This is a genomic window from Tsukamurella pseudospumae (assembly GCF_001575195.1).
Taxonomy (GTDB): Bacteria; Actinomycetota; Actinomycetes; order Mycobacteriales; family Mycobacteriaceae; genus Tsukamurella; species Tsukamurella pseudospumae.
Window position 1 is genome coordinate 651,291 of sequence record NZ_LSRF01000058.1, and the last position, 24,541, is coordinate 675,831.

34 protein-coding genes and 4 tRNA genes are annotated in these 24,541 nt (G+C 70.1%); 27 read left to right on the forward strand and 11 right to left on the reverse strand.

What is annotated here, in order from left to right; translation table 11 throughout:
- Positions 1-26: 26 nt before the first annotated feature.
- The 3 genes from AXK60_RS21575 to AXK60_RS21580 all read left to right on the forward strand — a co-directional run bounded on the left by AXK60_RS21575 (position 27) and on the right by AXK60_RS21580 (position 1,253).
- Positions 27-506: a hypothetical protein gene (locus AXK60_RS21575; RefSeq protein ID WP_068574364.1), complete on the forward strand. Its 480-nt coding sequence runs from the start codon at positions 27-29 to the stop codon at positions 504-506.
- 212 nt (positions 507-718) lie between these two features.
- Complete coding sequence (locus AXK60_RS25985) at positions 719-979, forward strand: type II toxin-antitoxin system RelE/ParE family toxin (protein WP_425315228.1); 261 nt, start codon at positions 719-721, stop codon at positions 977-979.
- Positions 942-1,253, forward strand: coding sequence for a helix-turn-helix domain-containing protein (locus AXK60_RS21580; RefSeq protein WP_425315229.1), 312 nt, complete (start codon positions 942-944; stop codon positions 1,251-1,253). The genes AXK60_RS25985 and AXK60_RS21580 overlap by 38 nt, the downstream gene beginning before the upstream one ends.
- A 78-nt stretch (positions 1,254-1,331) precedes the next feature.
- Here the strand turns inward: AXK60_RS21580 and AXK60_RS27450 are convergent, their stop codons facing one another.
- The gene (locus AXK60_RS27450) at positions 1,332-1,964 is read right to left on the reverse strand and encodes a TetR/AcrR family transcriptional regulator (protein ID WP_068574366.1); all 633 of its coding nucleotides are present in this window, start codon (positions 1,962-1,964) and stop codon (positions 1,332-1,334) included.
- A gap of 110 nt (positions 1,965-2,074) precedes the next feature.
- Between AXK60_RS27450 and AXK60_RS21590 the strand changes: the two genes are divergently transcribed.
- Entirely contained in the window at positions 2,075-3,511 is a 1,437-nt protein-coding gene (locus AXK60_RS21590; RefSeq protein ID WP_068574368.1) for an amidase, read from the forward strand.
- A gap of 10 nt (positions 3,512-3,521) precedes the next feature.
- On the opposite strand, the gene AXK60_RS27215 is transcribed toward AXK60_RS21590, so the two are convergent.
- Positions 3,522-3,692 carry a hypothetical protein gene (locus AXK60_RS27215; RefSeq protein ID WP_175400088.1) on the reverse strand — a complete coding sequence of 57 codons (171 nt, stop codon included), beginning with the start codon at positions 3,690-3,692 and terminating at the stop codon, positions 3,522-3,524.
- A 10-nt stretch (positions 3,693-3,702) separates the two neighbouring features.
- Entirely contained in the window at positions 3,703-4,065 is a 363-nt protein-coding gene (locus AXK60_RS21595) for a carboxymuconolactone decarboxylase family protein (RefSeq protein ID WP_068574370.1), read from the reverse strand.
- A 124-nt stretch (positions 4,066-4,189) separates the two neighbouring features.
- Here AXK60_RS21595 and AXK60_RS21600 point away from each other — a divergent pair, with 124 nt between their 5' ends.
- Together AXK60_RS21600 and AXK60_RS21605 are read left to right on the forward strand one after the other, a co-directional pair.
- Complete coding sequence (locus AXK60_RS21600) at positions 4,190-4,585, forward strand: DUF302 domain-containing protein (protein WP_068574372.1); 396 nt, start codon at positions 4,190-4,192, stop codon at positions 4,583-4,585.
- Positions 4,582-4,842: a metal-sensitive transcriptional regulator gene (locus AXK60_RS21605; protein ID WP_068574374.1), complete on the forward strand. Its 261-nt coding sequence runs from the start codon at positions 4,582-4,584 to the stop codon at positions 4,840-4,842. The genes AXK60_RS21600 and AXK60_RS21605 overlap by 4 nt, the downstream gene beginning before the upstream one ends.
- Positions 4,843-4,849: 7 nt before the next feature.
- Here the strand turns inward: AXK60_RS21605 and AXK60_RS21610 are convergent, their stop codons facing one another.
- From AXK60_RS21610 to AXK60_RS21625, 4 genes are all read right to left on the reverse strand, one after another.
- Entirely contained in the window at positions 4,850-5,119 is a 270-nt protein-coding gene (locus tag AXK60_RS21610) for a helix-turn-helix domain-containing protein (RefSeq protein WP_068575286.1), read from the reverse strand.
- A 35-nt stretch (positions 5,120-5,154) separates the two neighbouring features.
- Positions 5,155-5,535 carry a type II toxin-antitoxin system RelE/ParE family toxin gene (locus AXK60_RS21615; RefSeq protein WP_068574376.1) on the reverse strand — a complete coding sequence of 127 codons (381 nt, stop codon included), beginning with the start codon at positions 5,533-5,535 and terminating at the stop codon, positions 5,155-5,157.
- 96 nt (positions 5,536-5,631) lie between these two features.
- On the reverse strand, positions 5,632-6,897 hold the full coding sequence (locus AXK60_RS21620) for a saccharopine dehydrogenase family protein (RefSeq protein WP_068574378.1): 1,266 nt from the start codon (positions 6,895-6,897) through the stop codon (positions 5,632-5,634).
- A gap of 44 nt (positions 6,898-6,941) precedes the next feature.
- Positions 6,942-8,021, reverse strand: a complete 1,080-nt coding sequence (locus AXK60_RS21625) for an AbrB family transcriptional regulator (protein ID WP_068574380.1) — start codon at positions 8,019-8,021, stop codon at positions 6,942-6,944.
- Between the two features lie 74 nt (positions 8,022-8,095).
- Between AXK60_RS21625 and AXK60_RS21630 the strand changes: the two genes are divergently transcribed.
- Positions 8,096-8,509: a MarR family winged helix-turn-helix transcriptional regulator gene (locus AXK60_RS21630; RefSeq protein ID WP_068574382.1), complete on the forward strand. Its 414-nt coding sequence runs from the start codon at positions 8,096-8,098 to the stop codon at positions 8,507-8,509.
- A gap of 4 nt (positions 8,510-8,513) precedes the next feature.
- Here AXK60_RS21630 and AXK60_RS21635 read toward each other — a convergent pair whose 3' ends face one another.
- Positions 8,514-9,170, reverse strand: a complete 657-nt coding sequence (locus tag AXK60_RS21635) for a Fic family protein (RefSeq protein WP_068574384.1) — start codon at positions 9,168-9,170, stop codon at positions 8,514-8,516.
- 90 nt (positions 9,171-9,260) lie between these two features.
- On the opposite strand from AXK60_RS21635, the gene menD reads away from it, so the two are divergent.
- From menD to AXK60_RS21670, 7 genes are all read left to right on the forward strand, one after another.
- A complete protein-coding gene (menD, locus tag AXK60_RS21640) occupies positions 9,261-10,898 on the forward strand; it encodes a 2-succinyl-5-enolpyruvyl-6-hydroxy-3-cyclohexene-1-carboxylic-acid synthase (RefSeq protein WP_068574386.1) in 1,638 nt (545 codons plus the stop codon).
- Complete coding sequence (locus tag AXK60_RS21645) at positions 10,895-11,362, forward strand: DUF3592 domain-containing protein (RefSeq protein WP_068574388.1); 468 nt, start codon at positions 10,895-10,897, stop codon at positions 11,360-11,362. The genes menD and AXK60_RS21645 overlap by 4 nt, the downstream gene beginning before the upstream one ends.
- 37 nt (positions 11,363-11,399) lie before the next feature.
- Positions 11,400-12,554 (forward strand): glycosyltransferase family 4 protein, encoded by a 1,155-nt coding sequence (locus AXK60_RS21650; protein WP_068574390.1) that lies wholly within the window; start codon positions 11,400-11,402, stop codon positions 12,552-12,554.
- A 10-nt stretch (positions 12,555-12,564) separates the two neighbouring features.
- Positions 12,565-13,254 carry a demethylmenaquinone methyltransferase gene (locus AXK60_RS21655; protein WP_068574393.1) on the forward strand — a complete coding sequence of 230 codons (690 nt, stop codon included), beginning with the start codon at positions 12,565-12,567 and terminating at the stop codon, positions 13,252-13,254.
- A gap of 4 nt (positions 13,255-13,258) precedes the next feature.
- Positions 13,259-14,251, forward strand: coding sequence for a polyprenyl synthetase family protein (locus AXK60_RS21660; protein ID WP_068574395.1), 993 nt, complete (start codon positions 13,259-13,261; stop codon positions 14,249-14,251).
- A gap of 9 nt (positions 14,252-14,260) precedes the next feature.
- Positions 14,261-15,121, forward strand: a complete 861-nt coding sequence (locus AXK60_RS21665) for a M48 family metalloprotease (protein WP_231855648.1) — start codon at positions 14,261-14,263, stop codon at positions 15,119-15,121.
- A gap of 325 nt (positions 15,122-15,446) precedes the next feature.
- Positions 15,447-16,361 carry a type IV toxin-antitoxin system AbiEi family antitoxin domain-containing protein gene (locus AXK60_RS21670; protein ID WP_082778179.1) on the forward strand — a complete coding sequence of 305 codons (915 nt, stop codon included), beginning with the start codon at positions 15,447-15,449 and terminating at the stop codon, positions 16,359-16,361.
- A gap of 307 nt (positions 16,362-16,668) precedes the next feature.
- On the opposite strand, the gene AXK60_RS21675 is transcribed toward AXK60_RS21670, so the two are convergent.
- Positions 16,669-17,160, reverse strand: coding sequence for a YajQ family cyclic di-GMP-binding protein (locus tag AXK60_RS21675; protein WP_068574399.1), 492 nt, complete (start codon positions 17,158-17,160; stop codon positions 16,669-16,671).
- 94 nt (positions 17,161-17,254) lie between these two features.
- On the opposite strand from AXK60_RS21675, the gene AXK60_RS21680 reads away from it, so the two are divergent.
- From AXK60_RS21680 to rplA, 11 genes are all read left to right on the forward strand, one after another.
- Positions 17,255-17,336: transfer RNA gene (locus AXK60_RS21680), tRNA-Tyr, on the forward strand.
- A 139-nt stretch (positions 17,337-17,475) separates the two neighbouring features.
- Positions 17,476-17,548, forward strand: a tRNA-Thr gene (locus tag AXK60_RS21685).
- A 32-nt stretch (positions 17,549-17,580) separates the two neighbouring features.
- Positions 17,581-17,654 (forward strand) — tRNA-Met (locus AXK60_RS21690).
- A gap of 34 nt (positions 17,655-17,688) precedes the next feature.
- On the forward strand, positions 17,689-17,856 hold the full coding sequence (gene rpmG / locus AXK60_RS21695; protein ID WP_013125415.1) for a 50S ribosomal protein L33: 168 nt from the start codon (positions 17,689-17,691) through the stop codon (positions 17,854-17,856).
- A gap of 97 nt (positions 17,857-17,953) precedes the next feature.
- Positions 17,954-18,523 (forward strand): (3R)-hydroxyacyl-ACP dehydratase subunit HadA, encoded by a 570-nt coding sequence (gene hadA / locus AXK60_RS21700; RefSeq protein ID WP_068574401.1) that lies wholly within the window; start codon positions 17,954-17,956, stop codon positions 18,521-18,523.
- Positions 18,510-18,935, forward strand: coding sequence for a (3R)-hydroxyacyl-ACP dehydratase subunit HadB (hadB, locus tag AXK60_RS21705; RefSeq protein ID WP_068574403.1), 426 nt, complete (start codon positions 18,510-18,512; stop codon positions 18,933-18,935). Before hadA ends, hadB begins: the two co-directional genes overlap by 14 nt.
- A 200-nt stretch (positions 18,936-19,135) precedes the next feature.
- Positions 19,136-19,208 (forward strand) — tRNA-Trp (locus AXK60_RS21710).
- Positions 19,209-19,283: 75 nt separating this feature from the next.
- Positions 19,284-19,676: a preprotein translocase subunit SecE gene (secE, locus tag AXK60_RS21715; protein WP_068574405.1), complete on the forward strand. Its 393-nt coding sequence runs from the start codon at positions 19,284-19,286 to the stop codon at positions 19,674-19,676.
- Between the two features lie 42 nt (positions 19,677-19,718).
- Positions 19,719-20,567 (forward strand): transcription termination/antitermination protein NusG, encoded by an 849-nt coding sequence (gene nusG / locus AXK60_RS21720; RefSeq protein WP_068574407.1) that lies wholly within the window; start codon positions 19,719-19,721, stop codon positions 20,565-20,567.
- Between the two features lie 62 nt (positions 20,568-20,629).
- Positions 20,630-21,061, forward strand: coding sequence for a 50S ribosomal protein L11 (gene rplK / locus AXK60_RS21725; protein WP_068523954.1), 432 nt, complete (start codon positions 20,630-20,632; stop codon positions 21,059-21,061).
- Between the two features lie 111 nt (positions 21,062-21,172).
- The gene (gene rplA, locus AXK60_RS21730; RefSeq protein WP_068574409.1) at positions 21,173-21,886 is read left to right on the forward strand and encodes a 50S ribosomal protein L1; all 714 of its coding nucleotides are present in this window, start codon (positions 21,173-21,175) and stop codon (positions 21,884-21,886) included.
- Between the two features lie 86 nt (positions 21,887-21,972).
- Here rplA and AXK60_RS21735 read toward each other — a convergent pair whose 3' ends face one another.
- Together AXK60_RS21735 and AXK60_RS21740 are read right to left on the reverse strand one after the other, a co-directional pair.
- On the reverse strand, positions 21,973-22,437 hold the full coding sequence (locus AXK60_RS21735; protein WP_068574411.1) for a DUF4190 domain-containing protein: 465 nt from the start codon (positions 22,435-22,437) through the stop codon (positions 21,973-21,975).
- Positions 22,438-22,440: 3 nt separating this feature from the next.
- The gene (locus AXK60_RS21740; RefSeq protein ID WP_068574413.1) at positions 22,441-22,833 is read right to left on the reverse strand and encodes a DUF4190 domain-containing protein; all 393 of its coding nucleotides are present in this window, start codon (positions 22,831-22,833) and stop codon (positions 22,441-22,443) included.
- Positions 22,834-22,984: 151 nt separating this feature from the next.
- On the opposite strand from AXK60_RS21740, the gene AXK60_RS21745 reads away from it, so the two are divergent.
- Both AXK60_RS21745 and AXK60_RS21755 read left to right on the forward strand, forming a co-directional pair.
- Positions 22,985-23,800, forward strand: coding sequence for a DUF2786 domain-containing protein (locus tag AXK60_RS21745; protein WP_068574415.1), 816 nt, complete (start codon positions 22,985-22,987; stop codon positions 23,798-23,800).
- Positions 23,797-24,534 (forward strand): hypothetical protein, encoded by a 738-nt coding sequence (locus tag AXK60_RS21755; protein ID WP_139058074.1) that lies wholly within the window; start codon positions 23,797-23,799, stop codon positions 24,532-24,534. The genes AXK60_RS21745 and AXK60_RS21755 overlap by 4 nt, the downstream gene beginning before the upstream one ends.
- Positions 24,535-24,541: the final 7 nt, after the last annotated feature.

The window sequence follows — 24,541 nt, forward strand, 5'->3', positions numbered from 1 at the left end:
CGGTGGGTCGGTCTAGGGTGCGTGGCATGGAGAACCTGATGACGGAGCTCGGCGCCGCGATGACCGGTGACCGGTCGGAGCGCAAGCAGAAGCTCGAGGCGCTGTGGGTGCGGATCGAGTCCTCGGCTCACGCGTCCCGGTGCATAGCCGCGCACTACATCGCCGATGTCCAGGGCGAATTGGACGCTGAGGTCGAGTGGGACGAGGTTGCGCTCGCCGAGTCCGCCCACGTCTCGGACGCCGACCTCCAGGCGGTCCACGCGTCGTTGTCCGTCGCCGGCTTCATGCCCTCGCTGCACCTCAACCTGGCCGAGGGCTACCGCCGCCAGGGCCGGTTCGCCGAGGCGTCCGACAGGCTGCAGACCAGCCGGGAATTCGATTTCGCGCTGGACAGCGCGCTCGACCCGTCGTACGCCTCCGGTATCCGGGAGGCGCAGGATCGGCTGGCTACCCGGATCGCCGCGGGGGATCGAACGGGGCAGCTGAGCCCGTCCGGTGGCTCCTGAGCGCGACGGTTGCACAGCGCGCGGGCGGGCGGTGTTGGACTCGTCGTTGTGAGTAGACCTTGGGGGGTCTAGAGTGAGGGGGAGTTGATGTGGAACGTCGATGTCGAGCTGATCTCCGATTGGCTGGTCGCACTGGACCGGTCGTCGAGAGAGCAGGTCGTTGCTGCGATCAGTTGCTGGCCGAGCACGGACCATCTCTGGGGCGGCCGCTTGTGGATACGGTCACTGGTTCGCGGCATAAGAACATGAAGGAACTGAGGCCCGGATCGTCAGGTCGCTCGGAGCTGCGGATCCTGTTCGCGTTCGACCCGCAGCGGTGGGCGATCATGCTCGTCGCGGGGGATAAATCAGGGCAATGGAAGAGCTGGTACCGCAAGAATATTCCGCTTGCGGACCGAATGTTCGACGATCATCTGGAGTCGCTGAAGGAGCGTGATGGGCATGGCGATGTCGCTGGAGGAGTTTCTCGCTGACAACCCCGTCGATCGAGACCGTGTGGAGGCGCACAAGGCCCGGATGGCGGGCGAGGTTCGTGCGTTCCGTCTCCGTGAACTGCGCGAGCAGGCAGGGCTGACACAGGCACAGCTCGCTGCGCGGATCGGCGTGGGGCAGCGTCAGGTGTCGAAGATCGAGCGCGGGGATCTCGACAACGCGAAGATCGGCACGATTCGGAACTACCTCGAAGCGGTCGGCGGCGGCCTCGCGATCGAGTTCGTGTTCGGTGACCAGCGCGTGCAGGTGGCCTGACAGCTGCGGCGCGAGGATCCCGCGGTGGACCGGTGTGCGGCGTCCTCGCCGTTCCGGAGGCTCGGGCCCATCGTCCGGTCAGCCGGGCCGCCGATCGCGCAGGGCGCGGGCGGCGTCGTCCTGGCCCTGCTCGAACAGCGCGCCGATGAGCATGGTGCGCAGCGCCGCCTTCTTGACCTCGATGTCGGCCTGGTCGGGGAGCGCGGAGTCGATCACGGTGAAGCCGTTGATCAGCGCGATCACGCCGCGTGCGGTCACCGGGGTGATCTCCACGCCCGCGAGCGCGGCAGCGCCCTGCGCCAAGGAGTCCGCAGCGCGCAGATACTCCTCGATCACCACGCGGGCGGCCGGGTCGCGCGCCGCGCGCAGGTAGGCCTCGATGAGGGCGAGCGACTCGGCTCCTCGAGCATCGGTGACCTCGCCGAACGCGGTGATCACCTGCTCCGGTGGGGCGGCGGTGTCGCCGAGGAAGCCCGCCAGCTGGTCCAGCCGCTCGAACTCCTCCGCGACGAAGACGCGCATGGCCTCGTGTGTCAGATCGTCGATCGAGGCGAAGAAGTAGCCGATCGACGTGGTGGGCAGCCCGGCACGGGCGGTCACGGCGCGATGGGTCACCGACGCGTACCCGGACTCGCCCACCATCTCGACGGTCGCCTCCAGGAGCGCACGCCTGCGCTCGAGGGTGCTCCGACGGTGTTTGCGCTCCTCCACGCCCCGCAGTCTAGGACGAATCAGAAGTCTGTACAAAGTTACAGACTAGCGCTAGGGTCGGACTCTGTAAGTTTGTACAGACTCGGCGCAGCGCCGGGAGGGGCCAGGTCATGACCATCGAGTTCACGCACGAGTCCACGCGCGTCAGTGCCTTCACAGACGATGCGCTCGGCACGCTCGACGCCACCGGCGTCGCCGCGGCGATCCGCTCGGGCGAGATCGGTGTCGCGGAGGCCGCGGGCGCCGCGACGGCGCGGATGCGCACCGTCGACCCCGCGACGCGGGCGGTGCGCTGGTGGGCGAGCCCGGGCGGCGCCGGGCCGCAGGCGGATCGGGATGTGGCGTTGTACGGCGTACCGTCGGCGATCAAGGAGAACACCTCGTTCGCGGGGCTGCCCACCACGATGGGCTCGATCGCCCTGTCGGACAAGGTCGCCGGGAAGTCGGGGCCGGTCGCGGAGCAGTTCGCGGCGACCGGGGTGAACGTTCTCGCGTCGACGGTGATGCCCGAGTTCGGCCTCACTGCGAGCGCCGAGTTCGCCGCGCGCGAGCCCGCGCGCAACCCCTGGAACACGGACTACTCGGTGGGCGGCTCGTCGTCGGGGGCCGCGGCGCTGGTCGCGTCGGGCGCCCTGCCGATCGCCCACGGTAACGACGGTGGCGGCTCGATTCGCATCCCCGCCGCCCTGAACGGCCTTGTGGGACTGAAGAGTACGCGCGGGCGGATGGCGGGGATGCCGGAGCTGCGCCTGCTGCCGATCAACGTGGTGTGCGAGGGCGTGCTCACGCGCACCGTCCGCGACAGCGCGCACTACGTCGCGGAGGCCGAGCGGGCGGTCCGCAACCTTGCGCTTCCACCCGTCGGGCACGTGCGCGGGCCGGGGCGGCGCCGCCGGATCGGCCTGATCACCGAGTCGGTCACCGACTTCGGCATCGCCGAGGAGTGCCTCGCGCCGGTCCGCACTCTCGCCGAGGAGCTCGCCGCGAGCGGGCACGAGATCGTCGAGCTGTCCATGGCTGACCTGCGGCTGGACGGTGGCTTCGTGCGGGACTTCTTGCACTACTGGGGTTTTCTGACGGCCGCCGAGGTCGGGGCCGCGGCGGCGGCATCGGGCCGCGGGTTCACCCCCGCCGAGCTCGACCCCGTCACCCGCAGCCTGTTGCGCGGCGCGCGGCGCAGCGCACCGTCGATGCCCGGGGCGATCCGGCGCCTGCGCGCGGTGACCGGGAACTACGAGCGGATGTTCGTCGAGCAGGGCGTGGACGCGATGCTCTCGCCCACGATGACGCGGACCACCCCGCGGATCGGCTTCCTCGACCCGTCGCTGCCCTTCGGCGAGTTCATGGACCGGACCATCTCGATGGTCGGGATCACGCCGCTCAACAACGTCTCGGGCGGGCCCGCGATCTCCGTGCCGTGCGGGTTCGACGGTGCCGGAATGCCGTTGGGTGCCCAGTTCGCCGGACCGGCGGGCATGGAGTCCGCGCTGCTCGAGCTCGCCTACGAGGTGGAGGAACTGCGCCCGTTCGCGCGGATCGACCGATAGCCGGTCGAGGTCAACGTCGGAACCAGCCCCGCTTGGCGGGCTGCTCCGCGGCCGGCGGCTGGGCCGGGTGCCCCGGGCACCAGTCCTCGGGGGCGACGGTGGCGCGGACCGCGTCGACGTGGGAGCCGCAGCCGGTCCAGGTGGTCTTGCCGCACACGCGGCAGGTGATCGCACTGCACATGGGCCGGACCTTACGCGCTCTCGGCGGTGGCGAAGCCGCGGAAGGTCTCGAAGGCCCGCGCGCCGTGGATCGTGGCGGGCCCGCCGTGCATGAGGAAGGTGACGCCGATCGCCTCCGCGGCCTCCTGTTCGGTGGCGCCGGCCCGGGCAGCGGCCTGTCCGTGCGAGGCGATGCAGCCGTCGCATCCCTCGACGACACCGATCGCGAAGGCGATGAGCTCCTTGGTCTTCCGGTCGAGTGCGCCGTCGGCGAAGGCGGCTGCGCTCAGGGCTCCGAAGCCGGCGTAGACCTCGGGGATGGCCTTGCGCAGGTCGCGGTGCTGCGGCTGCAGGGCGCGCAGGGTCGCGGCGCCGTCGGTGTCGTGGGTGCTCATGATCGGTCCTTCCGTTAACCCCCTAGGGGGATGTTCGTCCTGAACCTAGCATCCCCCCGGGGGGATGTGCCAGAATGGTCGTCACGACGGGTCGACGGTGCCGTCGACGACGGAAGGACGGGACATGGCGGAGTTCACGATGAGCGCGACGATCGACGCGCCCTACGGCGATGCGGTGGCGCGGGTTCGCGCGGCGCTGGCGGAGGTCGGGTTCGGCGTGCTCACGGAGATCGACCTGAAGGCGACGCTCAAGGCGAAGCTGGATGTGGACGTGCCGCCGAAGGTGATCCTGGGCGCGTGCCGTCCGCAACTGGCGCACGAGGCCCTCGGGATCGACCCGCGCGTGGCCGCGCTGCTGCCGTGCAACGTGGTGGTGTCGGCAGCGGGTGACGCGCAGTCGCTGGTGGAGGTCATGGACCCGAACGTCATGCCCGAATTCACCGGCACCGCAGCGCTGTCCGGTGTCGCGGCGGACGCGCGTGAGCGGCTCGGCCGCATGCTGGAAGGGCTGGCGGCATGAAGATCCCGGACGAGGACGCCAAGCCGATCGTGACGCGCCTCAAGCGTGCGCACGGCCACCTGGCCACGGTGATCCGCATGCTCGAGGAGGGGGAGGAGTGTGAGGACGTGCTCACCCAGCTCGCCGCGGTCAACAAGGCGCTCGGGCGCAGCGGCTACGCCCTCGTGGCCACCGGCCTGCAGCACTGCATCGCGACCGAGGGCCCCGAGAACGTGGACCAGAAGAAGCTGGAGAAGCTGTTCCTGTCGTTGGCGTGACGGCCTGTCAGGCGACGTGCGTGATCCGCAGGTGAAGGTCGAGTTTCGCGCCGAGATTCACGAGGGCGTCCAGCGAGAACTTGTCGATCTTGCCGCGCAGGAGATCGTTCATCCGGGGCGCGGTGATGCTCAAGTGCTTGGCCGCTTGTTTCTGAGACCATCCGTGGGATCGGATCGCTTGCTCGATGGCGATCATCAGGTCACTTCGGAGCCGGAGGTTCTCGGCCTCTTCTGGAGTATCCGCGATCACCTCCCACGGGTCGGCCGTCGTGACCATCGTGAAGTCGTCGTCGATCGGATCCTGCTTCACGATCATTCTCCCGTCCGGATCAGTTCAGTGACTGCCTTGTACCGCTTCCGCGCAAGGTCGATGGTTCGTTGCGGCGTCTTCGCCGTCTTCTTCGTGAAGACGGCCAGCACGTAGATCCTTGGCGGTCGTCCTGACGTCACGTACATCGTGCGATAGGTCCCGTCCGAGTCGCGGACGCGGATCTCACGGACGCCGCGCCCGACTGTGGGCATCGGCTTCCAGTCGTCGGGCTCGAGTCGCCTCTGCGCGCGTCGTAGCTGCTGTCCCATCAACCGTTGCGCTTCCTTCGGCTGCGCTTGCATGTCAGACCGGGTTGATCCCACCCACGTGAGTGGAATGTCCGGCAAGTCCGAAGCAATGTTATCAGAACCGATAACATTCATGGTGGCCTCCGCTCACGATCCGACCCGATGCGCTCATCAATTGGACGCACCAGGTCGGCGTGAGGTTCCGGCCCTCCTGCGGGGCGGTGTGCGGAGTTACGTCAGTTCGTCGACGGTGACGGTGAAGGCCTGGGAGCGCAGGCGATCGGCCAGTACGTCGCCGATCGCGACGGCGGGGGTGAGGACGCCGGCGTACGTGGGCAGGGGAGCGCCGCCGCGGGCGGTGTCGCCGTCGAGGGCCAGGGCCAGGCTGGACTCGCCGAGCATGACGGCGGTACCGCTGTAGCCCGGGTCGAGCTGTGCGCCGATGGTCGAGCGGTAGCGCCGGCCGCTGGTGGTGCGGGTGTACACCTCGCCGCGGAAGCGGCCCTTGGCCTGCGAGGCCTCGCTCGGCCCCTCGCCGGGCGCCGGGAGGATCCGGTCGAGGACGGGGCGGAGCGGCTTGATCGCCAGGGCCGCCATGCCCACGGCGAGGGCGCCCTGCACGGCGCGGGAGGCCACCGTCGAAACGATGGGGTTGGAGCCGACGGCCATCGTCTCCCGGTAGGTGAAGTCGGGGCCGTAGCCGAAGTCGAGCAGGCCGTTGCTGCGACGCACGACACGGGTGTTGTAGCTACCCATGAAGAACGGCGCGAGCGTGCCGGACAGGGACGGATCCACCGACCTCGCGTCCACCACGGAGAGGTCGCCCGGCTGCTTCGGCGTCTCGCGGGTGTCGTCGACCGTCAGCGAATGCGCTCGGCCGGCGATGCGCCGGGCCTCGCGGTCGACGCTCACCTCGTCGGCGAGGCCGATCGCGGAGGCGATGGTGCCGCCGCTCGCGCCGCCGCGCAGGTCGCGCATGACGAGCGTCGTGGAACCGAGCGTGCCGGCACCGTCGGCCTTCGCGCGCTCGTAGACGAGGAAGGTGCCCAGATCCGAAGGGATCGAGTCGAATCCGCACGAGTGCACGATCTTCGTGCCGTTCGCGACGGCCTGCTCATGGAACTTGTCGATCGAGCGGCGCGCGAACAGCACCTCGCCCGTGAGGTCCGTGTAGTGCGTGCCGGCGTTGACGCACGCGCCCACCACCGTCTCCCCGTACAGGGCGTAGGGGCCGACGGTGCTGCACAGGACCGTGGTGCGCGCGACCATTTCGTCGAGGGTGGAGGGCTTGTCGACGTCAGCGACGACGATGCCCCAGTCCTTCGCCTTCCCGCCCAGGCCCGCGCGCAGCTTCTCCAGCTTGGCCTGCGTGCGGCCCGCGAGGCCGATGCGCACGCCGTCCGGCGCGTGGCCCACGAGGTGGCGCGCCGTCAGCTCGCCGACGAAGCCCGTCGCGCCGAAGACGATGATGTCGAATTCCCTGGTGCCCGCAGTCATGGGCTCGATGTTAGCAGTGTTCGCGGCGGCGCGCGTGTGACGGGTCACACGCCGGTGGTGACAGGGGGTTCCTCGCGGCGGTGGGCACGCCGACGCTGGAAGCCCCGCGCCGCCGCAGGCGCGAGGAAGAGCATCAGCAGCACGCGGATCAGCTGCGCGGCGACGACGAAGGTGATGTCGACGTTCGACGACGCGGCGACCGCGAGCACGGCGTAGATGCCGCCCGGCGTGGTCGCGAGGTAGCCGTCGAGGGTGGAGACGCCGGTCATCGCGGACAGGGCGAAACCGAGGCCGGCGCAGCCGATCCCGACCCCGACGATGAGCAGGATCGCCCAGGGCAACAGGCGCGCCATCGACTTCAGCGACTCCCGGGTGAAGCCGACGCCGGCCTGCCAGCCGATCACCAGGTACCCGGCCGCGACGAGGAGCCACGGCACCGTCGCCCCCGCGGCGACGCCCGACAATGACAGCGCGGCGGAGGCGACGAGCGGGCCGAGGAGCCCGCCCGCGGGGAGGCGGGTCGCCAACCCGATGGCGAGTCCGCCGCCCACGCAGATCGCGGTGAAACCGAGATCGAACCACCACGGTCGGTTCGGGCCGGACTCCGCGACCGACGTACCGGGGACGTGCGGGTACAGCGCCGCCACGAGCGGCAGCGAGACGGTGACCAGGCCCACGCGCAGGTACTGGACCACGGCGACCGTCTTCTCGTCGCCGCCCAGTTCCCGGGCGATCGCGACCAGCCCCGACGCGCCGCCCGCGACCAGCGCGAGCGAGCCCGTGATCGAGTCCGTGTCCCGGTGTCGGCCGAGCAGTGCCCCGGCGCCCACGGAGAGGAGAAGGGTGGCGAATCCGACCAGCAGCGCCGCCGGCCACCGCGATCCGAGCGCCGCGACCGTGTGCGCCTGCATGAGCGTGCCGATGTAGGCGCCGAGCACGCCCTGCGCCGCGAGCTGCGCCGGCCGCGGTATCGGCCCCGGAGCCCGTCCGAACAGCGCCGCGGCCACCGCGCACACCAGCGCTGCGAACAGCGGGGCACTGGGCACGCCGGCGGCGAGGAGCGCCGCGGAGAGCGCGCAGGAGGCGACGATCAGACCGGCCCACCTCGTCAGTTCGCTGCGCATGACAACAAGTATCTACGTGATAAACACGCGAATCAACTCGCAAAAGACGCAAAAGTATGAAGTAAAATCTTGCTATGTCTGATGTCAGCGAGCTCCGGTACGGCGTGCACTCCCTGAGCCGGGAGATCCGCGCGCACCGTCGGCCGGGCCCGTTCACCGAGACCCAGTACCTCATCCTCGGCAGTCTCGACCGCGGCGGCCCGGCGACACCGGCCGACCTCGGAGAGGCCCTGCACGTCCGCTCGCAGACCCTCACCCCCGCGCTGAACGCCCTCACGGACGCGGGCCTCGTGGGGCGGCGCCGGGACGAGGCGGACCGTCGGCGGCAGTACGTCGAGCTCACCGCCGAGGGGCGCACCGTCATCGAGGAGGACCGCGCGACCCGCAACGCGTGGCTCGAGGCCGCCATGGCCGAGCGGCTCACCCCGCTCGAACGCGACGTGCTCCTGCTCGCCGGTCCCGTGCTGGCGAAGCTGGCCGGCGGTTAGTGGGCTACGCGCCGATCGGCACGATCCCGTCCCGGCGCAGCAGGTTCTTCACGCCGTCGTCCTCGCCGAGCAGGTAGGCGCGGGCGAGCAGGTCGTTGAAGGTGTCCGCGACTGCGGGGTCGGTGTCGGAGACGGGGACGGTCAGGAGCTTTCCGGCTGCGGCGCTCAGCAGGAGGTGATTCGCGGCGAACAGCGCCGTGCGCTTGTTGCCGTCCTCGAAGGGCTGGGCCCGCGCGACGCCCACGAACAACGACAGCGCGGCCTCAATCGGATCCGTTCCGGCCGTGAGGGTCTCGACGAGGTCCTGCAGGCCCTCGTTGGTGAGGGCCTCCGGAGAATGCCGGCCGTACCGGGTGCGCACGCCGATCCGCTGCTCCGCGGTGCGCAGCTCGCCGGGATGCAGTGCGCCGCTGCGAGTGATCCGCGCGTTGATGTCTCGGACGAGCGCGGCGTCGGTCGGGCGCGCGGCACCGTCGAGGATGAATCCCGCGGCATCGCGCAGGTCCTCGAGGAGTGCCAGGTCCGCGCGCGAGGTGATCCCCTCGACGCTGCCGGAACGGAGGAAGTTCTCCGTGTCGAGCCGTCCGGTCGACAGCCCGTCGAAGACCTTGCCGGAGGAGTACACGACGCCCGCAAGGTCGGCGACGGTGATCGCGGTCATCTTCTGCTCCCTCCTCGCGGCATCCCGCAACGACCGTACGTCAGGTGCCGGGAGCCGGGCGAGCGCGAATGCGGTCGTAAGGTGGTGCGCATGCAGAAGCCGCCGAACCCGTCCACGCTGCAGGCGCGGGTGATCGTGGACGAGCTGGTGCGCGGGGGCGTGACCGACGTGGTGCTGTGTCCCGGCTCGCGCAACGCGCCGCTCGCCTTCGCGGTCCACGCCGCCGACAAGCGCGGAGAGCTGCGGCTGCACGTGCGGATCGACGAGCGGACCGCGGGCTTCCTCGCCGTCGGCCTGGCCGCCGCGAGCCGGCGCCCGGTGCCGATCATCATGACCTCCGGCACCGCCGTCGCGAACCTGTCGCCGGCGGTGTTCGAGGCCAACTACGCCCGGGTCCCGCTGCTCGTGATCAGCGCGAACCGCCCCTACGAGCTGCTCGGATCCGGTGCCAACCAGACCGTCGAGCAGTTCGGCATCTTCGGCACCCAGGTCCGCGCCGCTCTCAGCCTGGGCCTCTCCGAGCCGGGCCTCGACCGCAACTCGCAGTGGCGCAGCGCCGTCTGCCGCGCGCTCGCCGCCGCCCGCGGCGCCCGCACCGGCAACGCGGGCCCCGTCCAGTTCGACATCCCGCTCCGCGAACCCCTCGTGCCCGACGACCCGTCGCCCGCGCTCGCGCAGGGCAGGCCCGACGGTGGGCCGTGGACCGTCGCGCCCGTCGCCACCCTCGACGTCCCGCTCCCGATCGACCTGAGCCCGGACACCGTCGTCATCTCCGGGCACGGGGCGGGGGAGAACCCGGCCCTCGCGGGCCTGCCGACCGTCGCCGAGCCGACCGCGCCGCAGGCGACGAACGCGTTGCATCCCTGGGCGCTGTCGGCGCTGCAGCCCAAGCAGGCCATCATCTGCGGCCGCCCGACCCTGCACCGCGAGGTCAGCGCCCTGCTCGCCGACCCGGAGGTCACCGTGTACGCCGTGACCACCGGGCCGCGCTGGCCTGACGTGTCGGGCAATGTCGCGGCGACGGGCACGCGCGTCGTGCCCGTCGGGGAGCCCTCGCCGGACTGGCTCGCGACCTGTGCCGGGGCGGACGCCGCCGCCCGCGAGGCCGTCGCGCTGGGCCTGGAGGACGGCCCGGTGACGGGCCTGCACGTCGCGCGGGCCGTGTGCGCGGCACTGCGGCCCGGCGACCAGCTGGTGGTCGGCGCGTCGAACCCCGTCCGCGATGTCGCGCTCGCCGGGCACGTGCCCGACGGGGTGCGCGTGCTGTCCAACCGGGGCGTCGCCGGGATCGACGGCACCGTCAGCACCGCGATCGGTGCCGCACTCGCACATCCGGACCGGCGCACCGTCGCGCTCATGGGCGACCTGACCTTCGTCCACGACGCGTCCGGGCTGCTCATCGGCCCCGAGGAACCCCGGCCCGACAACCTCACGATCGTGGTCGCCAACGACAACGGGGGAGGCATCTTCAACCTGCTCGAACAGGGCGAGGAGCGCTACTCCGGCGCGGAGTACGACGGTGCCGCCGCCCGGGTGTTCGGCACGCCGCACGGGACGGACATCAGCGCGCTCTGCGCCGCGTACGGCGTCGAGTACGCGCGTGCCGGCCTGGACGACCTGGGATGGGAGCCGGACGGGCTGCGGGTCGTCGAGGTCCGGACCGAGCGGGCCGGGCTCCGGGCCCTGCACGCGGGCATGCGCGCACGGATCTCGGGCGGGCACGCGTGAGCCGCACGGCGCTGCGCCGGGTGCAGTTGGTGCTGCTGTCGGCGGCGATCCTCATCACCGGGCTGTGCGCGGTCCTCGTCGCGGCGGCCTGGCGCGACGACGTGACCATCGACGCCGACCGCGGCACGGCGACCGCGGAAGTGCTCTCCGCGGGGCCCCGCCGCTCGACGATCAGCTTCTACACGACCGACGGCGTCAACCACAATCCTCCGCTCGGCGTCCTGTACCCCAGTGAGCTGTCGGTGGGCGACCGGATCCAGGTGGAGTACAGCCGGTCGGACCCGGAGCTGGTCCGGGTGGCCGGACGGTCCGCCGTGGTCGCGGTGGTGCCGGCGGCGTCCGTCGCCGCCGGGACGTGGCTGGTGATCGGGGCGATCATGGTGCTCCTCGCCGTCGGCTACCACCGGGGCGACGGGTCCCGGCCCGAGAGTTCACCTGACGTTCCGCACACCGTCGACCCTTAGGCTCCCGCACGGCCCTCCCGCACGACACACTCGGCACGTGCGTATCGCGATCGTGGCCGAGTCCTTCCTGCCGAACGTCAACGGGGTCACCAACTCGGTGCTCCGGGTACTGGAGCACTGTCGCCGTACCGGTGCGGACGCGATCGTGATCGCGCCCGATTCGGTCGCGGGTGAGGAGCCCGCCCCGCTGGAGCACCTCGGGTTCCCCGTGTACCGGGTGCCGGCGCGGATGCTGCCGCGGATCTCGTCGCTGCCCATCGGGCAGCCGAACATGCGGATCCTCGACGTGCTCCGCGAGTTCGAGCCCGACGTGGTGCACCTCGCTTCGCCCTACTTCCTGGGCGCGGGTGGCCTGGCCGCGGCCAAGCGCCTGGGCATCCCGACGGTCGCGATCTTCCAGACCGATGTCGCCGGCTTCGCGGGCTCCTACGGGCTCGGGCCGCTCGAGCGCGCAGCGTGGTGGTGGACCCGGCAGATGCACAAGCAGTGCGACCTGACCCTGGCACCCTCGAGTGCGTCCGTGGCCGATCTCGAGGCGCACCGCATCCCCCGCGTGAAGACCTGGGCCCGCGGCGTCGACGGCGAGCGGTTCGCGCCGTCGCACCGCAGCGCCTCGCTGCGCGCCGCCTGGTTGGGGGACCGGCCGGACCGGATGGTCGTCGGGTTCGTCGGGCGGCTCGCGGCGGAGAAGCACGTCGAGCGGCTCGTCGGGCTCGCGGGGCGCGATGACGTGCAGCTGGTCATCGTGGGCGACGGGCCGGAGCGCGCGCGGCTCGAATCACTGCTGCCCGGAGCGGTGTTCACCGGGCAGCTGGGCGGCGCGGAGCTCGGCGCGGCCTACGCCTCCCTCGACGTCTTCGTGCACGCCGGCGAGCACGAGACCTTCTGCCAGGCCGTCCAGGAGGCGCTCGCGTCGGGCGTACCGTCGATCGCGCCGGACCAGGGCGGGCCGCGCGACCTGGTCGCGCACTGCCGCAACGGCTACCTGCTGCCCGTCGCCGAGTTCGCCGACCTGCTTCCCGGCGTCATCGACACCCTGGCCGACCCGGCGCTGCGCGCCCGGTTCGGCGAGGCCGCCCGCAAGTCGGTCCTCGCTCGCACCTGGCCCGCGCTGTGCGACCAGCTGTTCGCGCACTACGAGAGCGTGATCGCCGGACCTGCGACGAATCGTGGCGTGCGCGCGGTCGTGTAACTTTCGGGTCATGGCAAGGGCCTCCCTGGACAAGAAACCCGGCGACGTCGCGTCGATGTTCGACGGTGTCGCGCGCCGCTACGACCGGACCAACACGCTCATGACGGGCGGGCTGGATCGGTACTGGCGCGCCCGCACCCGGCGCGCGCTCGACCTCAAGCCGGGGGACCGCGTCCTCGACCTCGCCGCCGGGACGGGCGTCTCGACGGTGGACCTCGCCCGGTCCGGCGCGTGGGTCGCCGCCTGCGACTTCTCGACGGGGATGCTCCAGGCGGGTGCCTTCCGGCGCGTGCCGATGGTCGCGGGTGACGCGATGGCGCTGCCGTTGGCGGACGACTCCTTCGACGCGGCGACCATCTCCTTCGGGCTCCGCAACGTGCAGGACACCGTCGCCGGCCTGCGCGAGATGGCCCGCGTGGTGCGGCCCGGCGGGCGGCTCGTGGTGTGCGAGTTCTCCACCCCGACCAACGGCGCCTTCCGCACGCTGTACGAGAAGGTCGCGCTGGAGGCCATCCAGGTGGTGGCGAAGGGATCGTCGAATCCGGAGGCCTACACCTACCTCGCCGAGTCGATCCGGAACTGGCCCGCGCAGGCCGACCTCGCGGAGCTCGTGCGCGAGGCCGGTTGGGGTGGCGTGAGCTGGACGAACCTGACCGGCGGCATCGTCGCACTGCACACCGCGACCCGCCCGCTAGGCTGAACCCGTGGAGAAGACGGTAGCCGGGGTCTCGCTGGGGTCCGACGAGTTCGCGGCCGGGGTCCGCGCGGATCTGGCCCGCGTGGAGCAGGTCATCGCCGACGGCATCGCCGAGGCCGACGGGTGCGTGATCGAGGAGGCGCTGCACCTGTTCCAGGCCGGCGGCAAGCGGTTCCGGCCCATGTTCACGGTCCTCTCCGGCCGGATCGGTGGTTCGCCGTCGGAGGAGGTGATCACCGCCGCGGCCGCGATGGAGCTCACCCACCTCGCGACGCTGTACCACGACGACGTGATGGACGAGGCCGACACGCGCCGCGGCGCACCGTCGGCCAACGCGAAGTGGGGCAACTCGATCGCGATCCTCGCGGGCGACTACCTGTTCGCGCGCGCCTCGAAGTACGGCGCCGACCTCGGCCCCCGCGCCGTCGGCGTGATCGCGCAATGCTTCGGGGAACTGGTCACCGGGCAGATGCTCGAGCTCAAGGGGGCCGGCGACGGCGATCCCGTGCAGCACTACCTCGACACCATCTGGGGCAAGACCGGCAGCCTCATCGCCACCTGCGGCCTGCTCGGCGCGCTGCATGGCGGCGCCGACGAGGAGACGGCGCAGCGGATGTACCGCATCGGCGCCGCGATCGGCATGGCCTTCCAGATCAGCGACGACATCATCGACATCAGCTCGATCGCCACGGAGTCCGGCAAGACGCCCGGCACGGACCTCCGCGAGGGCGTGTTCACCCTGCCGGTGCACTACGCCCTGCGCGACTCCGGGCCGGAGGCCGACCGGCTCCGGGAGATCCTCGTCGGCCCCGTCACCGACGATGCACTGGTCGACGAGGCCATCGAGCTCCTCGGTCGCTCCGCCGGCATGAAGGAGGCCGAGGCGGTGCTCGCGCGGTACGCCGACGAGGCCCGCGCCGAGCTCGCCGCGCTGCCCGAGTCCGAGCCGCGCGCCTCGCTCGAATCCCTCGTCACCTTCACGGTCGCCCGCCTGGGCTGAGGTCTGCGCGTGCTGGGCCCCCGGAGCCGGACCGGGAATCTGATCCGCACCGCGCTGCTGCTGGCGCTGGTCGCGGGTTTCGTGATGGCCAGCGGCGCGATCTTCGGACGCACCACCTTCCTGCTGTCCATCGTCCTCGCCGCCGGTGTCTGCGCCTACCTGTACGTCAGCGGACCGTCGTTGCCGCTGCGCGCGATGCACGCCCGGCGCGTGTCCGAGCTGCAACAACCCGCGCTGTTCCGGCTGGTGCGCGAGCTGTCGACCTCTGCGCGGCTGCCGATGCCCGCGGTGTACGTCTCACCGACCGCGGCGCCCAACGTCCTCGCCGCCGGACACGGGCCGTCGCACGCGGCGGTGTGCGTCACCGTCGGGCTGCTCGAGCTGCTGCCGGAGGACGAGCTGCGCGCGGTGCTCGCGCACCAGCTCGCGCGGATCGGGGCGCGGGACACTCTGACCGCGTCCGTGGCCGGCGCGCTCGGCGCCGTGATCTGCGGGTTCGCCGGGTTCGGGTACCTGTTGGGTTTCGGGGACGGCGGATCGCGCCGCAGCCGGGTCGTCGACGCGATGCTGTCGGTGCTCGCGCCGATCGCCGGCGCGCTGATCCGGCTCGGTGTCTCGCGGACCGTCGACTACCGCGCCGACCATTCCGCGGCACTGCTCACGGGTGCCCCGTCGGCTCTGGTCCGCGCCTTGCGCACCGTGTCCGACGGTGCCGCCCGCGCTCCCCTGCCCCCCGAACCCGACCTCGCCGTGCACGCCGACACGATGCTCGTGTACCCCTTCCGCGACAGCGACCGCCTCGGCCGCGTCTTCCGCACCCAGCCGCCGCTGGAGAGGCGCGTGGAGCGGCTGGAGGCGCTGACCGCGTAGCCCGGCTCGACGGTGCCGCCGGTGCGGCAGGTGCGCGGCGGTTGGCGCGGGGTTGGGGCGCGGCGTGGGGGTCGGCGGCGTGGCGTGGGGGACAACGCGTCCCTCGCGAAACGCCGGGCGTTCGGTGGGGGACGGAACGCCTGGTGCTCCTGGCGGCGCGGCGCGGGGGACGACGGCGCGGCGCAGGGGGAACGGTGGGCTGGGGCCGGGGCCCGTCGTAGGGGGAACGATCAGCGCCGAATTTGTTGTGGATACCCTCCAGTAGCCTGGGGATGAACGCGGCTGGGCGGCGATTCGCGGTGTCGCGGTGCGGTTCACTCAACGCATGGGGGAGATTCTGACTCGGGAGTATCTGCTCGCGACGGGGTGGACGAGCGGCGACATCAGCAGGGCTGTGGACAGCGGCGAGCTGATCCGACTGGCCATGGGGGTCTACGCGCACGCCGGCGGCTACGACGCGCGGGCGCTGTACCGAATGAAGATCCTCGCGGCGTCGATGTCGTGCGGTGGCGTGGTGAGCCACGAAAGTGCCGCGGTGCTGCACGACATTCCGTTCCTGCAGCCGGACCGGCAGTCGGTGCACTTCACCGTCGATCGGGAGCATGGTGGAGGACGGCGCCCCGGGATCCACGTTCATCCCCGGCCGCTGGAGGACGACGAGGTCGTGGAGGTCGACGGGGTGCGTGTCACCTCGCGAGTGCGTACTCCCATCGACGTGGCGATGTCCGGCGACCTCGTGCGGGCCGTCGCGGCGATCGACGCGGTGCGCTTCATCCCCCGATTCCCGACCGCGTCGACTCCGGCGCCGGTTCCACTGGAGAGCCTGCAGTCCACTCTGGACAGGCTCGGTCGACGGCGGGGATCAGCCGTGGCCAGGCGCGCCTTGCACCTGTCAGTGGACTGCAGTGAATCCGCGGGGGAGTCCTGGTCGCGGATGTTGATGCTGGCGTGGGGTGTGCCGACTCCACAGCTTCAGGCGGAGTTCCACCTCGATGGACACCTGCTCTTCGCCGACTTCCGGTGGGGAACGCTGATCGGTGAATTCGACGGTGAGGGCAAGTACGGCACGACCGACTCCGAGCGCTCCGCTGCGCTCGCCGCGGAGAAGCAGCGGCACGCGGTGTTCGCCGCGCACGGCTTCGAGATCGTGCGGTGGGGCTGGAAGGATCTGGTCGACGACGCGCGCTTACGCCGCAAACTCACTCCGACTTTGGTCCGTCACGGTCTGCTGGCCGCGTAGTCGCCATCGCGGCGTGGGGACGCCATCGCGGCGTGGGGGTCGGCGGCGTGGCGCGGGGGACAACGCGTCCCTCGTGAAACGCCGGGCGTTCGGTGGGGGACGGAACGCCTGGTGCTCCTGGCGGCGCGGCGCGGGGGACGACAGTGCCTCACCGGGGGCGGCGACCTTCCCGCCGCGCCGAAACCCGCGGCCCAACCTCTCCTGTGAGAAAACCCACAGCTGACCCCCGCACTCGACGACGAAACGAGGGACGGGTGCGGTCACCCCAACCGGCCCGGACAACCGCACACCGTCGGGCAGAAAGGCCTCAGCGGTAGTTGACGAACTGCACCGCGATGTCCAGGTCCGCGCCCTTGAGCAGGGACTGGACGGACTGGAGGTCGTCGCGGGACTTGCTGGTCACGCGGAGCTCCTCACCCTGGATCTGGGCCTTGACGGACTTGGGGCCCTCGTCGCGGATGAGCTTGCTGATCTTCTTGGCGTTCTCGCTGGTGATGCCCTCGACCAGAGTGCCCGTGATCTTGTAGGTCTTGCCGGAGGCGACCGGGTCACCGGCGTCGAAGGCCTTCAAGGACAGCCCGCGCTTGATCAGCTTCTCCTGGAACACCTCGAGGCCGGCCTTGACGCGCTCCTCGGCGTCGGAGGTGAGGACCACCTTGTCCTCGCCGGAGAACTCGACCGTGGTGTTGGTGCCGCGGAAGTCGTACCGCTGGCTGAGCTCCTTCGCCGCCTGATTGAGGGCGTTGGCGACCTCCTGGCGGTCGATCTTGCTCACGACATCGAACGACGAATCGGCCATCTCGGCTGGACTCCTAATCAGTTGACCTGCGGGTTTGCGCGGCCCCGGTGGGGGCGATGTAGTCTACTCTCCGCTGCCTTCACGGGCAGTGAACGGCACGTTGCCCGAGCGGCCAATGGGAGCGGACTGTAAATCCGTCGGCTTAGCCTACGTAGGTTCGAATCCTACACGTGCCACCCGCCTCGACCCCCGGTGATCTCGATCGCCGGGGGTCGCTGCGAAAACGGATTGACCTGCGGATTTGGATGATCTCCGCCGCAGTGTGTAATCTCGTTGAGGCTCTTGGAGTGCCGGAGACGGCGCCCCCAGGACCACGCCCCCTTAGCTCAGTCGGTAGAGCGTTTCCATGGTAAGGAAAAGGTCAACGGTTCGATTCCGTTAGGGGGCTCGCTAGACCAGTGCAATGTGCTGATAGCTCAGGGCGGTGTAGCTCAGCTGGTTAGAGCGCACGACTCATAATCGTGAGGTCGGGAGATCGAGCCTCCCCACCGCTACAACTGACAAGAGATTTGCGAAAGAGGGAACGTCGTGGCTTCATCGACAGATGTTCGCCCCAAGATCACCTTGGCGTGCGAGGTGTGCAAGCACCGCAACTACATCACCAAGAAGAACCGTCGCAACGACCCCGATCGCCTCGAGCTGAAGAAGTTCTGCCCGAACTGTGGCTCGCACCAGGCGCATCGCGAGTCGCGCTAGGCGAAACGTTCGAACGAAGGGGAGGGCATCCGCCAAGGATGCCCTCCCCTTTGGCATACTGCTCTTCAGCCCATTTCACGTTAGGTAGGTTCCCCACGTGAGCAACGACATCGATGTACCGGGTGGCCCGGTCACCGAGCAGCTCAGCCCGGAAGAGGTCGCGGAGCGTACCCGCGCCGCGGTCGGTTACAACTACGAGTACAAGGACAAGTACTACGTCAGCCGTGAGAAGGTGCGGGAGTTCGCCAACGCCAGCCAGCTGACCGACCCCGTCCACCACGATCCCGAGGCCGCGCGTGCCGCCGGATACGACGACATCGTTGCGCCGCCCATCATGTTCTCGCTGATCGGCATCGTGGCGCATCGCCCGTTGTTCGAGGAGGCCATCGTCGGCTACGGGCGTCGCCCGGTGATGCAGACGGAGCAGAAGGTGCAGTTCCATGCGCCGATCCTGGCCGGCATGACGCTGACCACCCACGTGCACTTCGACGCGTTCCGGCAGGTCGCTGGCGTCGATCTGATCGTGACGCGCAACGAGATCTCCGATCAGGACGGCAACCCGCTCGTCACGTCCTGGACCACGCTGGCAGGTCGCTCGACCGATGACCCCGACGCTCCCGACTTCATGGGCGCCGCAGAAAAGGTGATGATGTATGGCACTTCGTAACTTCGCGGACGTGTCGGTGGGCGAGGAGCTCCCCGAGCGGATCTTCGAGCTGACCCGCGGCGACCTCGTCAACTACGCCGGCGTCACCGGTGACCCGAACCCCATCCACTGGTCGGATCACATCGTGAAGCTGGCCGGCATGGAGGACGTCGTCGCGCAGGGCATGCTCACCATGAGCCTGGGCTCGAACTACATCACCGAGTGGCTGGGCGATCCGGGTGCGCTGAAGGAGTACAGCGTCCGCTTCACCGCGCCGGTGTTCGTTCCCGCCGACCAGAAGGCGGAGCTGCTGTACTCGGGCAAGATCAAGTCGCTCGACGAGGAGAGCAAGACGGGCGTCGTCTTCCTCACCGTCAAGCAGGGCGACCGCAAGATCTTCGGCAAGCCGGTCGCCACCGTCCAGTTCGGCTAGTCACGACGGTGCGCGGTCCCGCCGGGCCGGACGACGGTCACCGTCGGGCGGGCCCGACCGTGGTGGACTGCCGGGCCTCTGACGGGGCGTTTTGAGGTGCGGCACCGATGTGCCGTACACTGAACTGTCCGCACCACACGGCGGGCGTGCGAAAGCGCGCCCATCGAAGGGTGCGGGTGCGGGACCGCGAGGTCCCGCAAAGGGGTGTAGCTCAGTTGGTAGAGCAGCGGTCTCCAAAACCGCAGGTCGCAGGTTCGAGTCCTGTCGCCCCTGCACAGGCGGGCCCCGGCGCCCGGCTCTGACATCGGTCGGCCCGCGGGTCGCCGGAGGAACAGCGGAGGGAAGTGCGTGAGCGACGAGCAGGACGACGCGACCACCGGCGAGACCGCCGGGGACAGCGCCGCCGAAGACGCCCAGCAGGCCCGCCCCTCCGGTAAGCGCTCCAGCGGCCGGCGTGGCCGCACGGCGCTGGCCGAGGCACCCGAGCCCGGTGAGTCGACGACGGCGTCCGGCACTGCGAAGAAGACCGCGGCCGCGAAGCCCTCGCGCAATCCGTTCGCCGCCATCTGGCTGTACATCCGCCAGGTCGTCGCCGAGCTGCGCAAGGTCATCTGGCCCACCCGCAGCCAGATGGTCAACTACACGATCATCGTGCTGCTCTTCGTGGTGATCCTCACCGCGATGATCAGCCTCCTCGACCTCGGCTTCGCGAAGCTGATGTTGTGGGCGTTCGGCAAGTAGCCGGACCGCCCGAGAAGACGAGACGGAAGGAACTTCGGCGCTGTGAGCACCCCGGAGCACAACGAGGCTGAGCAGGACTCCCCTGAGGGCGTGCTGGTCGATGACGCCGAGGCGACCGAGGTCGAGTCGGCCGAGGACGAGGCCCTGATCGAGGCCGAGGAGAACGTGTTCGGCACCCCCGAGGAGGACGCGGCCGCCGGTGACGGCGCCGAGCTCGTCGAGGAGGAGGCCGAGGAAGAGGTCGAGATCGACCCCGTCGAGGAGCTGAAGGCGCAGCTGCGCACCGCCCCCGGCGACTGGTACGTCATCCACACCTATGCGGGCTACGAGAACAAGGTCAAGGCCAACCTCGAGACCCGTGTCCAGAACCTCGACGTCGGCGACTACATCTTCCAGGTGGAGGTCCCCACCGAGGAGGTCACCGAGATCAAGAACGGCCAGCAGAAGCGGGTCAACCGCAAGGTGCTGCCGGGCTACATCCTGGTGCGCATGGACCTCAACGACGAGTCCTGGGGCGCGGTGCGCAACACCCCCGGCGTCACCGGCTTCGTCGGCCTGACCAGCAAGCCCTCGCCGCTCACGATGAACGAGGTCGTGAAGTTCCTGCTCCCCGAGAGCGCCCGGACCAAGCCCGCCAAGGACAAGAGCGCAGTCGGTGCCGATGGATCCGGAGCGGCCACGTCCGGTGGCGCCGTGTCGCAGGGTCCCGCGGTCGAGGTGGACTTCGAGGTCGGCGAGTCGGTCACCGTCATGGACGGCCCGTTCGCCACCCTGCCCGCGTCGATCAGCGAGATCAACGCCGAGCAGCGCAAGGTCAAGGTGCTCGTCTCGATCTTCGGTCGCGAGACGCCCGTCGAGCTCGCGTTCAACCAGGTCGAGAAGATCTCCTAGCGAGACACCAATGCTTCCCGCGCCGGTACACGGGCGCGGGGTGATGAAAAAGGATACTGAGGATGCCCCCGAAGAAGAAGAAGGTCGCCGGGCTCATCAAGCTGCAGATCCAGGCCGGGCAGGCCAACCCTGCTCCGCCCGTGGGTCCCGCGCTTGGTCAGCACGGCGTCAACATCATGGAGTTCTGCAAGGCGTACAACGCCGCGACCGAGTCGCAGCGTGGCAACGTCATCCCGGTCGAGATCACGGTCTACGAGGACCGTTCGTTCGACTTCAAGCTGAAGACTCCTCCTGCTGCGAAGCTGCTGCTCAAGGCCGCAGGCGTGCAGAAGGGCTCGGGCGAGCCGCACAAGACCAAGGTCGCCAAGGTGACCTGGGATCAGGTGCGCGAGATCGCCGAGACCAAGAAGGAAGACCTGAACGCGAACGACATCGATCAGGCCGCGAAGATCATCGCCGGCACTGCTCGCTCGATGGGCATCACCGTCGAGTAACTCGCACCGTCGAGTTGTCGCCGGGAGGCCTGTGCCTCCCGTGGGAGGGCCGGCTCGGCCCGCAGAACCACTCACTGCCCGCACGCTGGGCAAGATAAGAAAGAGTTCCACATGAGCAAGAACAGCAAGGCCTACAAGGCCGCTGCCGAGAAGGTCGACAAGGACAAGCTGTACAGCCCGCTCGAGGCCGTCACGCTCGCCAAGGAGACCTCCTCCACCAAGCAGGACGCCACCGTCGAGGTCGCCATGCGCCTCGGTGTCGACCCCCGCAAGGCCGACCAGATGGTGCGCGGCACCGTCAACCTGCCGAACGGCACGGGTAAGACGGCGCGCGTGATCGTGTTCGCCGTCGGCGACAAGGCCGAGGAGGCCAAGGCCGCCGGTGCGGACGAGGTCGGCGCCGAGGACCTGATCGAGAAGATCCAGGGCGGCTGGCTCGAGTTCGACGCCGCGATCGCCACCCCGGACCAGATGGCCAAGGTCGGTCGCATCGCTCGCGTGCTCGGCCCCCGTGGCCTCATGCCGAACCCGAAGACCGGCACCGTCACCCCCGACGTGACCAAGGCCGTGGGCGACATCAAGGGCGGCAAGATCACGTTCCGCGTCGACAAGGCGTCGAACCTGCACTTCGTGATCGGCAAGGCGTCCTTCGACGCCAAGCAGCTGGTGGAGAACTACGGCGCCGCGCTGGACGAGGTCCTGCGCGCGAAGCCGTCGGCGGCCAAGGGCCGGTACCTGAAGAAGGTCACCGTCTCGACGACCACCGGACCGGGCATCCAGGTGGACCCGTCGCGAGTGAGCAACCTCGCGGAGGAGGAGGCGTAAGCCTTCCCCTCATCAGGGCCTGATCCACGAAGCCCCCGATCTCCGCGAGGAGGTCGGGGGCTTCGTCGTGTCCGGGGACGCTGCGGTCAGAGCAGGGACAGCACGTACGAGCTGGAGCTCGAGCCGACGGCCGCGATGATGATGATCGCGTAGATCACGACCACGACCAGCAGCATCGCGCTGCTGATCCCGCCGAGGATCGCGCCGACCAGCGCGACGGTGTTCTTGTAGCCGCGCTCCTTCGACTTGTTCAGCGCGATCCAGCTGACGATCAGGCCGATCGGGCCGCAGCAGACGAAGTTGAGGACCAGTCCGACGATGCCCATGGCGTTGTCGGGGTCCTGCATCTCGCCGTTCGGCACGGGGTAGCCGGGGTAGCCGCCCGGGTACGGCTGGGCCGCCGGGTAGCCCTGGCCGGGGTACGACGGTGCCTGGCCGTACGGGTCGTACTGCCCGGCGCCGTACTGGCCCGCGCCGTACTGCGCGTTCGGGTCGTTCGTACCGTACGGATCCTTGGTGAACGGGTCCTGCGGGTTCTCGGGGTAGCCCATGCGTCAGACGAGGAAGTAGGACGAGCTCGACGCCGAGCCGATACCGATGACCACGGCGAAGATCAGCCACAGCACGAACAGCACGGAGAAGATCGCGCCGAGGATCACGCCGATGAGAGCCGGCGTGTTCTTGTAGCCGCGCTGCTTGGACTTGTTCAGCGCGATCCAGCTGACGATGAGGCCGACGATGCCGCCGCAGACGAACACCAGCACGAGGCCGACGATGCCCAGGGTGTTGTCGGGATCGTTGAGCTGCTCGCCGTTCGGGCCGATGGGCGCCGGCTGGCCCGGGTACGGCTGACCGGCGAAGGGCTGCTGCTGGCCGTACGGCTGCTGCTGGCCGGGGTACTGGTTCGGGTCCGGCTGCTGGCCGTACGGGTCGTTGGGCGTCGACATAGTGAATTCTCCCCTTGGTAATGCGAAGCTTAGGTCCGGATAAGCGTAACCGAAAGCCGCTGGCGGATCACTTGGAGGAGCCTTGGAACGTCGCGACCCCGTCGATGTGCGACCACGAAAACCTGTCACCCGACGTCGGTATCCTCGCGCCATGGACGACGACAGGCTGTTGACGCGGATCGGCGCGCTGCTGCGGCAGGCCGAGGGGACCGACAACGAGCACGAGGCGGCCACCTTCACCGAGGCGGCGCAGCGGCTCGCCACCGCGGCGTCGATCGACCTGGCCGTGGCCCGCGCACACCAGCGCGGCACCGAGCGCGCGCGAGCAGTGCCGGAGCAGCGCACCGTCCGGATCGGGGAGGCGGGCCGGCGGGGCCTGCGCACCTTCGTCGAGCTGTTCGTGGCGATCGCCCAGTCCAACGACGTGCGGTGCGATGTCGCGTCCAATTCCACCTTCGTCTTCGCCTACGGCTTCGCGGAGGATGTCGACGCGTGTGAGGCGCTGTACGCGTCGCTGGTCATCCAGATGGTCCGCGCATCGGACGCGTACCTGCGCTCGGGCGCGCACAAGTCCGAGACGGTGCAGCAGCTCTACGAGGATCGCCGCACGCGGCGGCGGTGGGTCGAGACGAAACCGGTCTCGGGGGTCACGGCGCGGATCAACTTCCAGTCCGCGTTCGCGGCGCGCATCGGCGCCCGGCTCGCGGAGGCGCGGGCTGCGGAGACGGCGCAGGTCGTGGAGCGGGGCGAGCCCGGCACCGCCGTCGCGCTGCGTGACAAGGAGGTCGAGCTCGCGTCGTTCTATCGCGGCGAGTCCACGGCGCGCGGCCAATGGCGTGGCTCCAGGGCGTCGGCCGGCTACTCCGACGGTGCCCGCCGCGCGGGCGACAAGGCCGGCCGGTCGGCCCGTCTCGGCGACCATTCCGAGCTGGGCGGTGGGCGCGCGCTGGAACGGGGCGCCCCGTGAGCGCGCCCTACTCGCCGTACTCACCCCCGCCCGTGCCGCCACCGCGGCGCGGGCTGGCGCTGTGGTGGGTGATCGGGGGCGCGGTCGCGCTCGTCGTCGTGGTCGGGGTGGTCGCCACGGTGCTCCTGGTCCGGTCGTCGGGCCGCGGTCCGTCCCCGTCGACGGTGGCGGCACCGTCGACCTCGCGGACGGGGAGCGGCGGATGCGGCATGCCCGGGCCGGGCTCGACGGTGCCGATCACGGAGCGGGTGGTCTCCGGGCCGCTGTCCTTCCCCGTCTCGGCGGCGCCGGGGTGGACGGCGCAGCGGTACCAGCTGTTCGCGCCGGGAGCGCAGACCGCGGGCCTGCGGCAGAAGGTGCCCGGCCACCAATGGGACGCGCACGCCGAGATCGGGCAGACCACCTTCGCCCCCAAGGCGTCGGCCCAGGACGCCGCGCGCCGGATCATCCCGTGCATCGTCGCGAGCAGCCGGTACGACTCGTACCGTCCGCGGCTCGAGGGCCTCACGGAGCCCGAGGCGATCACGGTCGACGGTGTGCCCGCGGCGCGCGTCACCGGCCGGATCCTGGTCAGTCGCGCGGGCCTGGACATCGCCGGTGACGTGCTGACGGTCGTGGTGATCGCGTCGGCCCCGCAGACCTACTTCCAGTCCGACAGCCCGATCGGAGACGCGGCGCTCGCGGCCGTGGTGCAGAACATCTTCGACCACCTCAAGGTCGCGAGGGACGTATGAGCCGGCC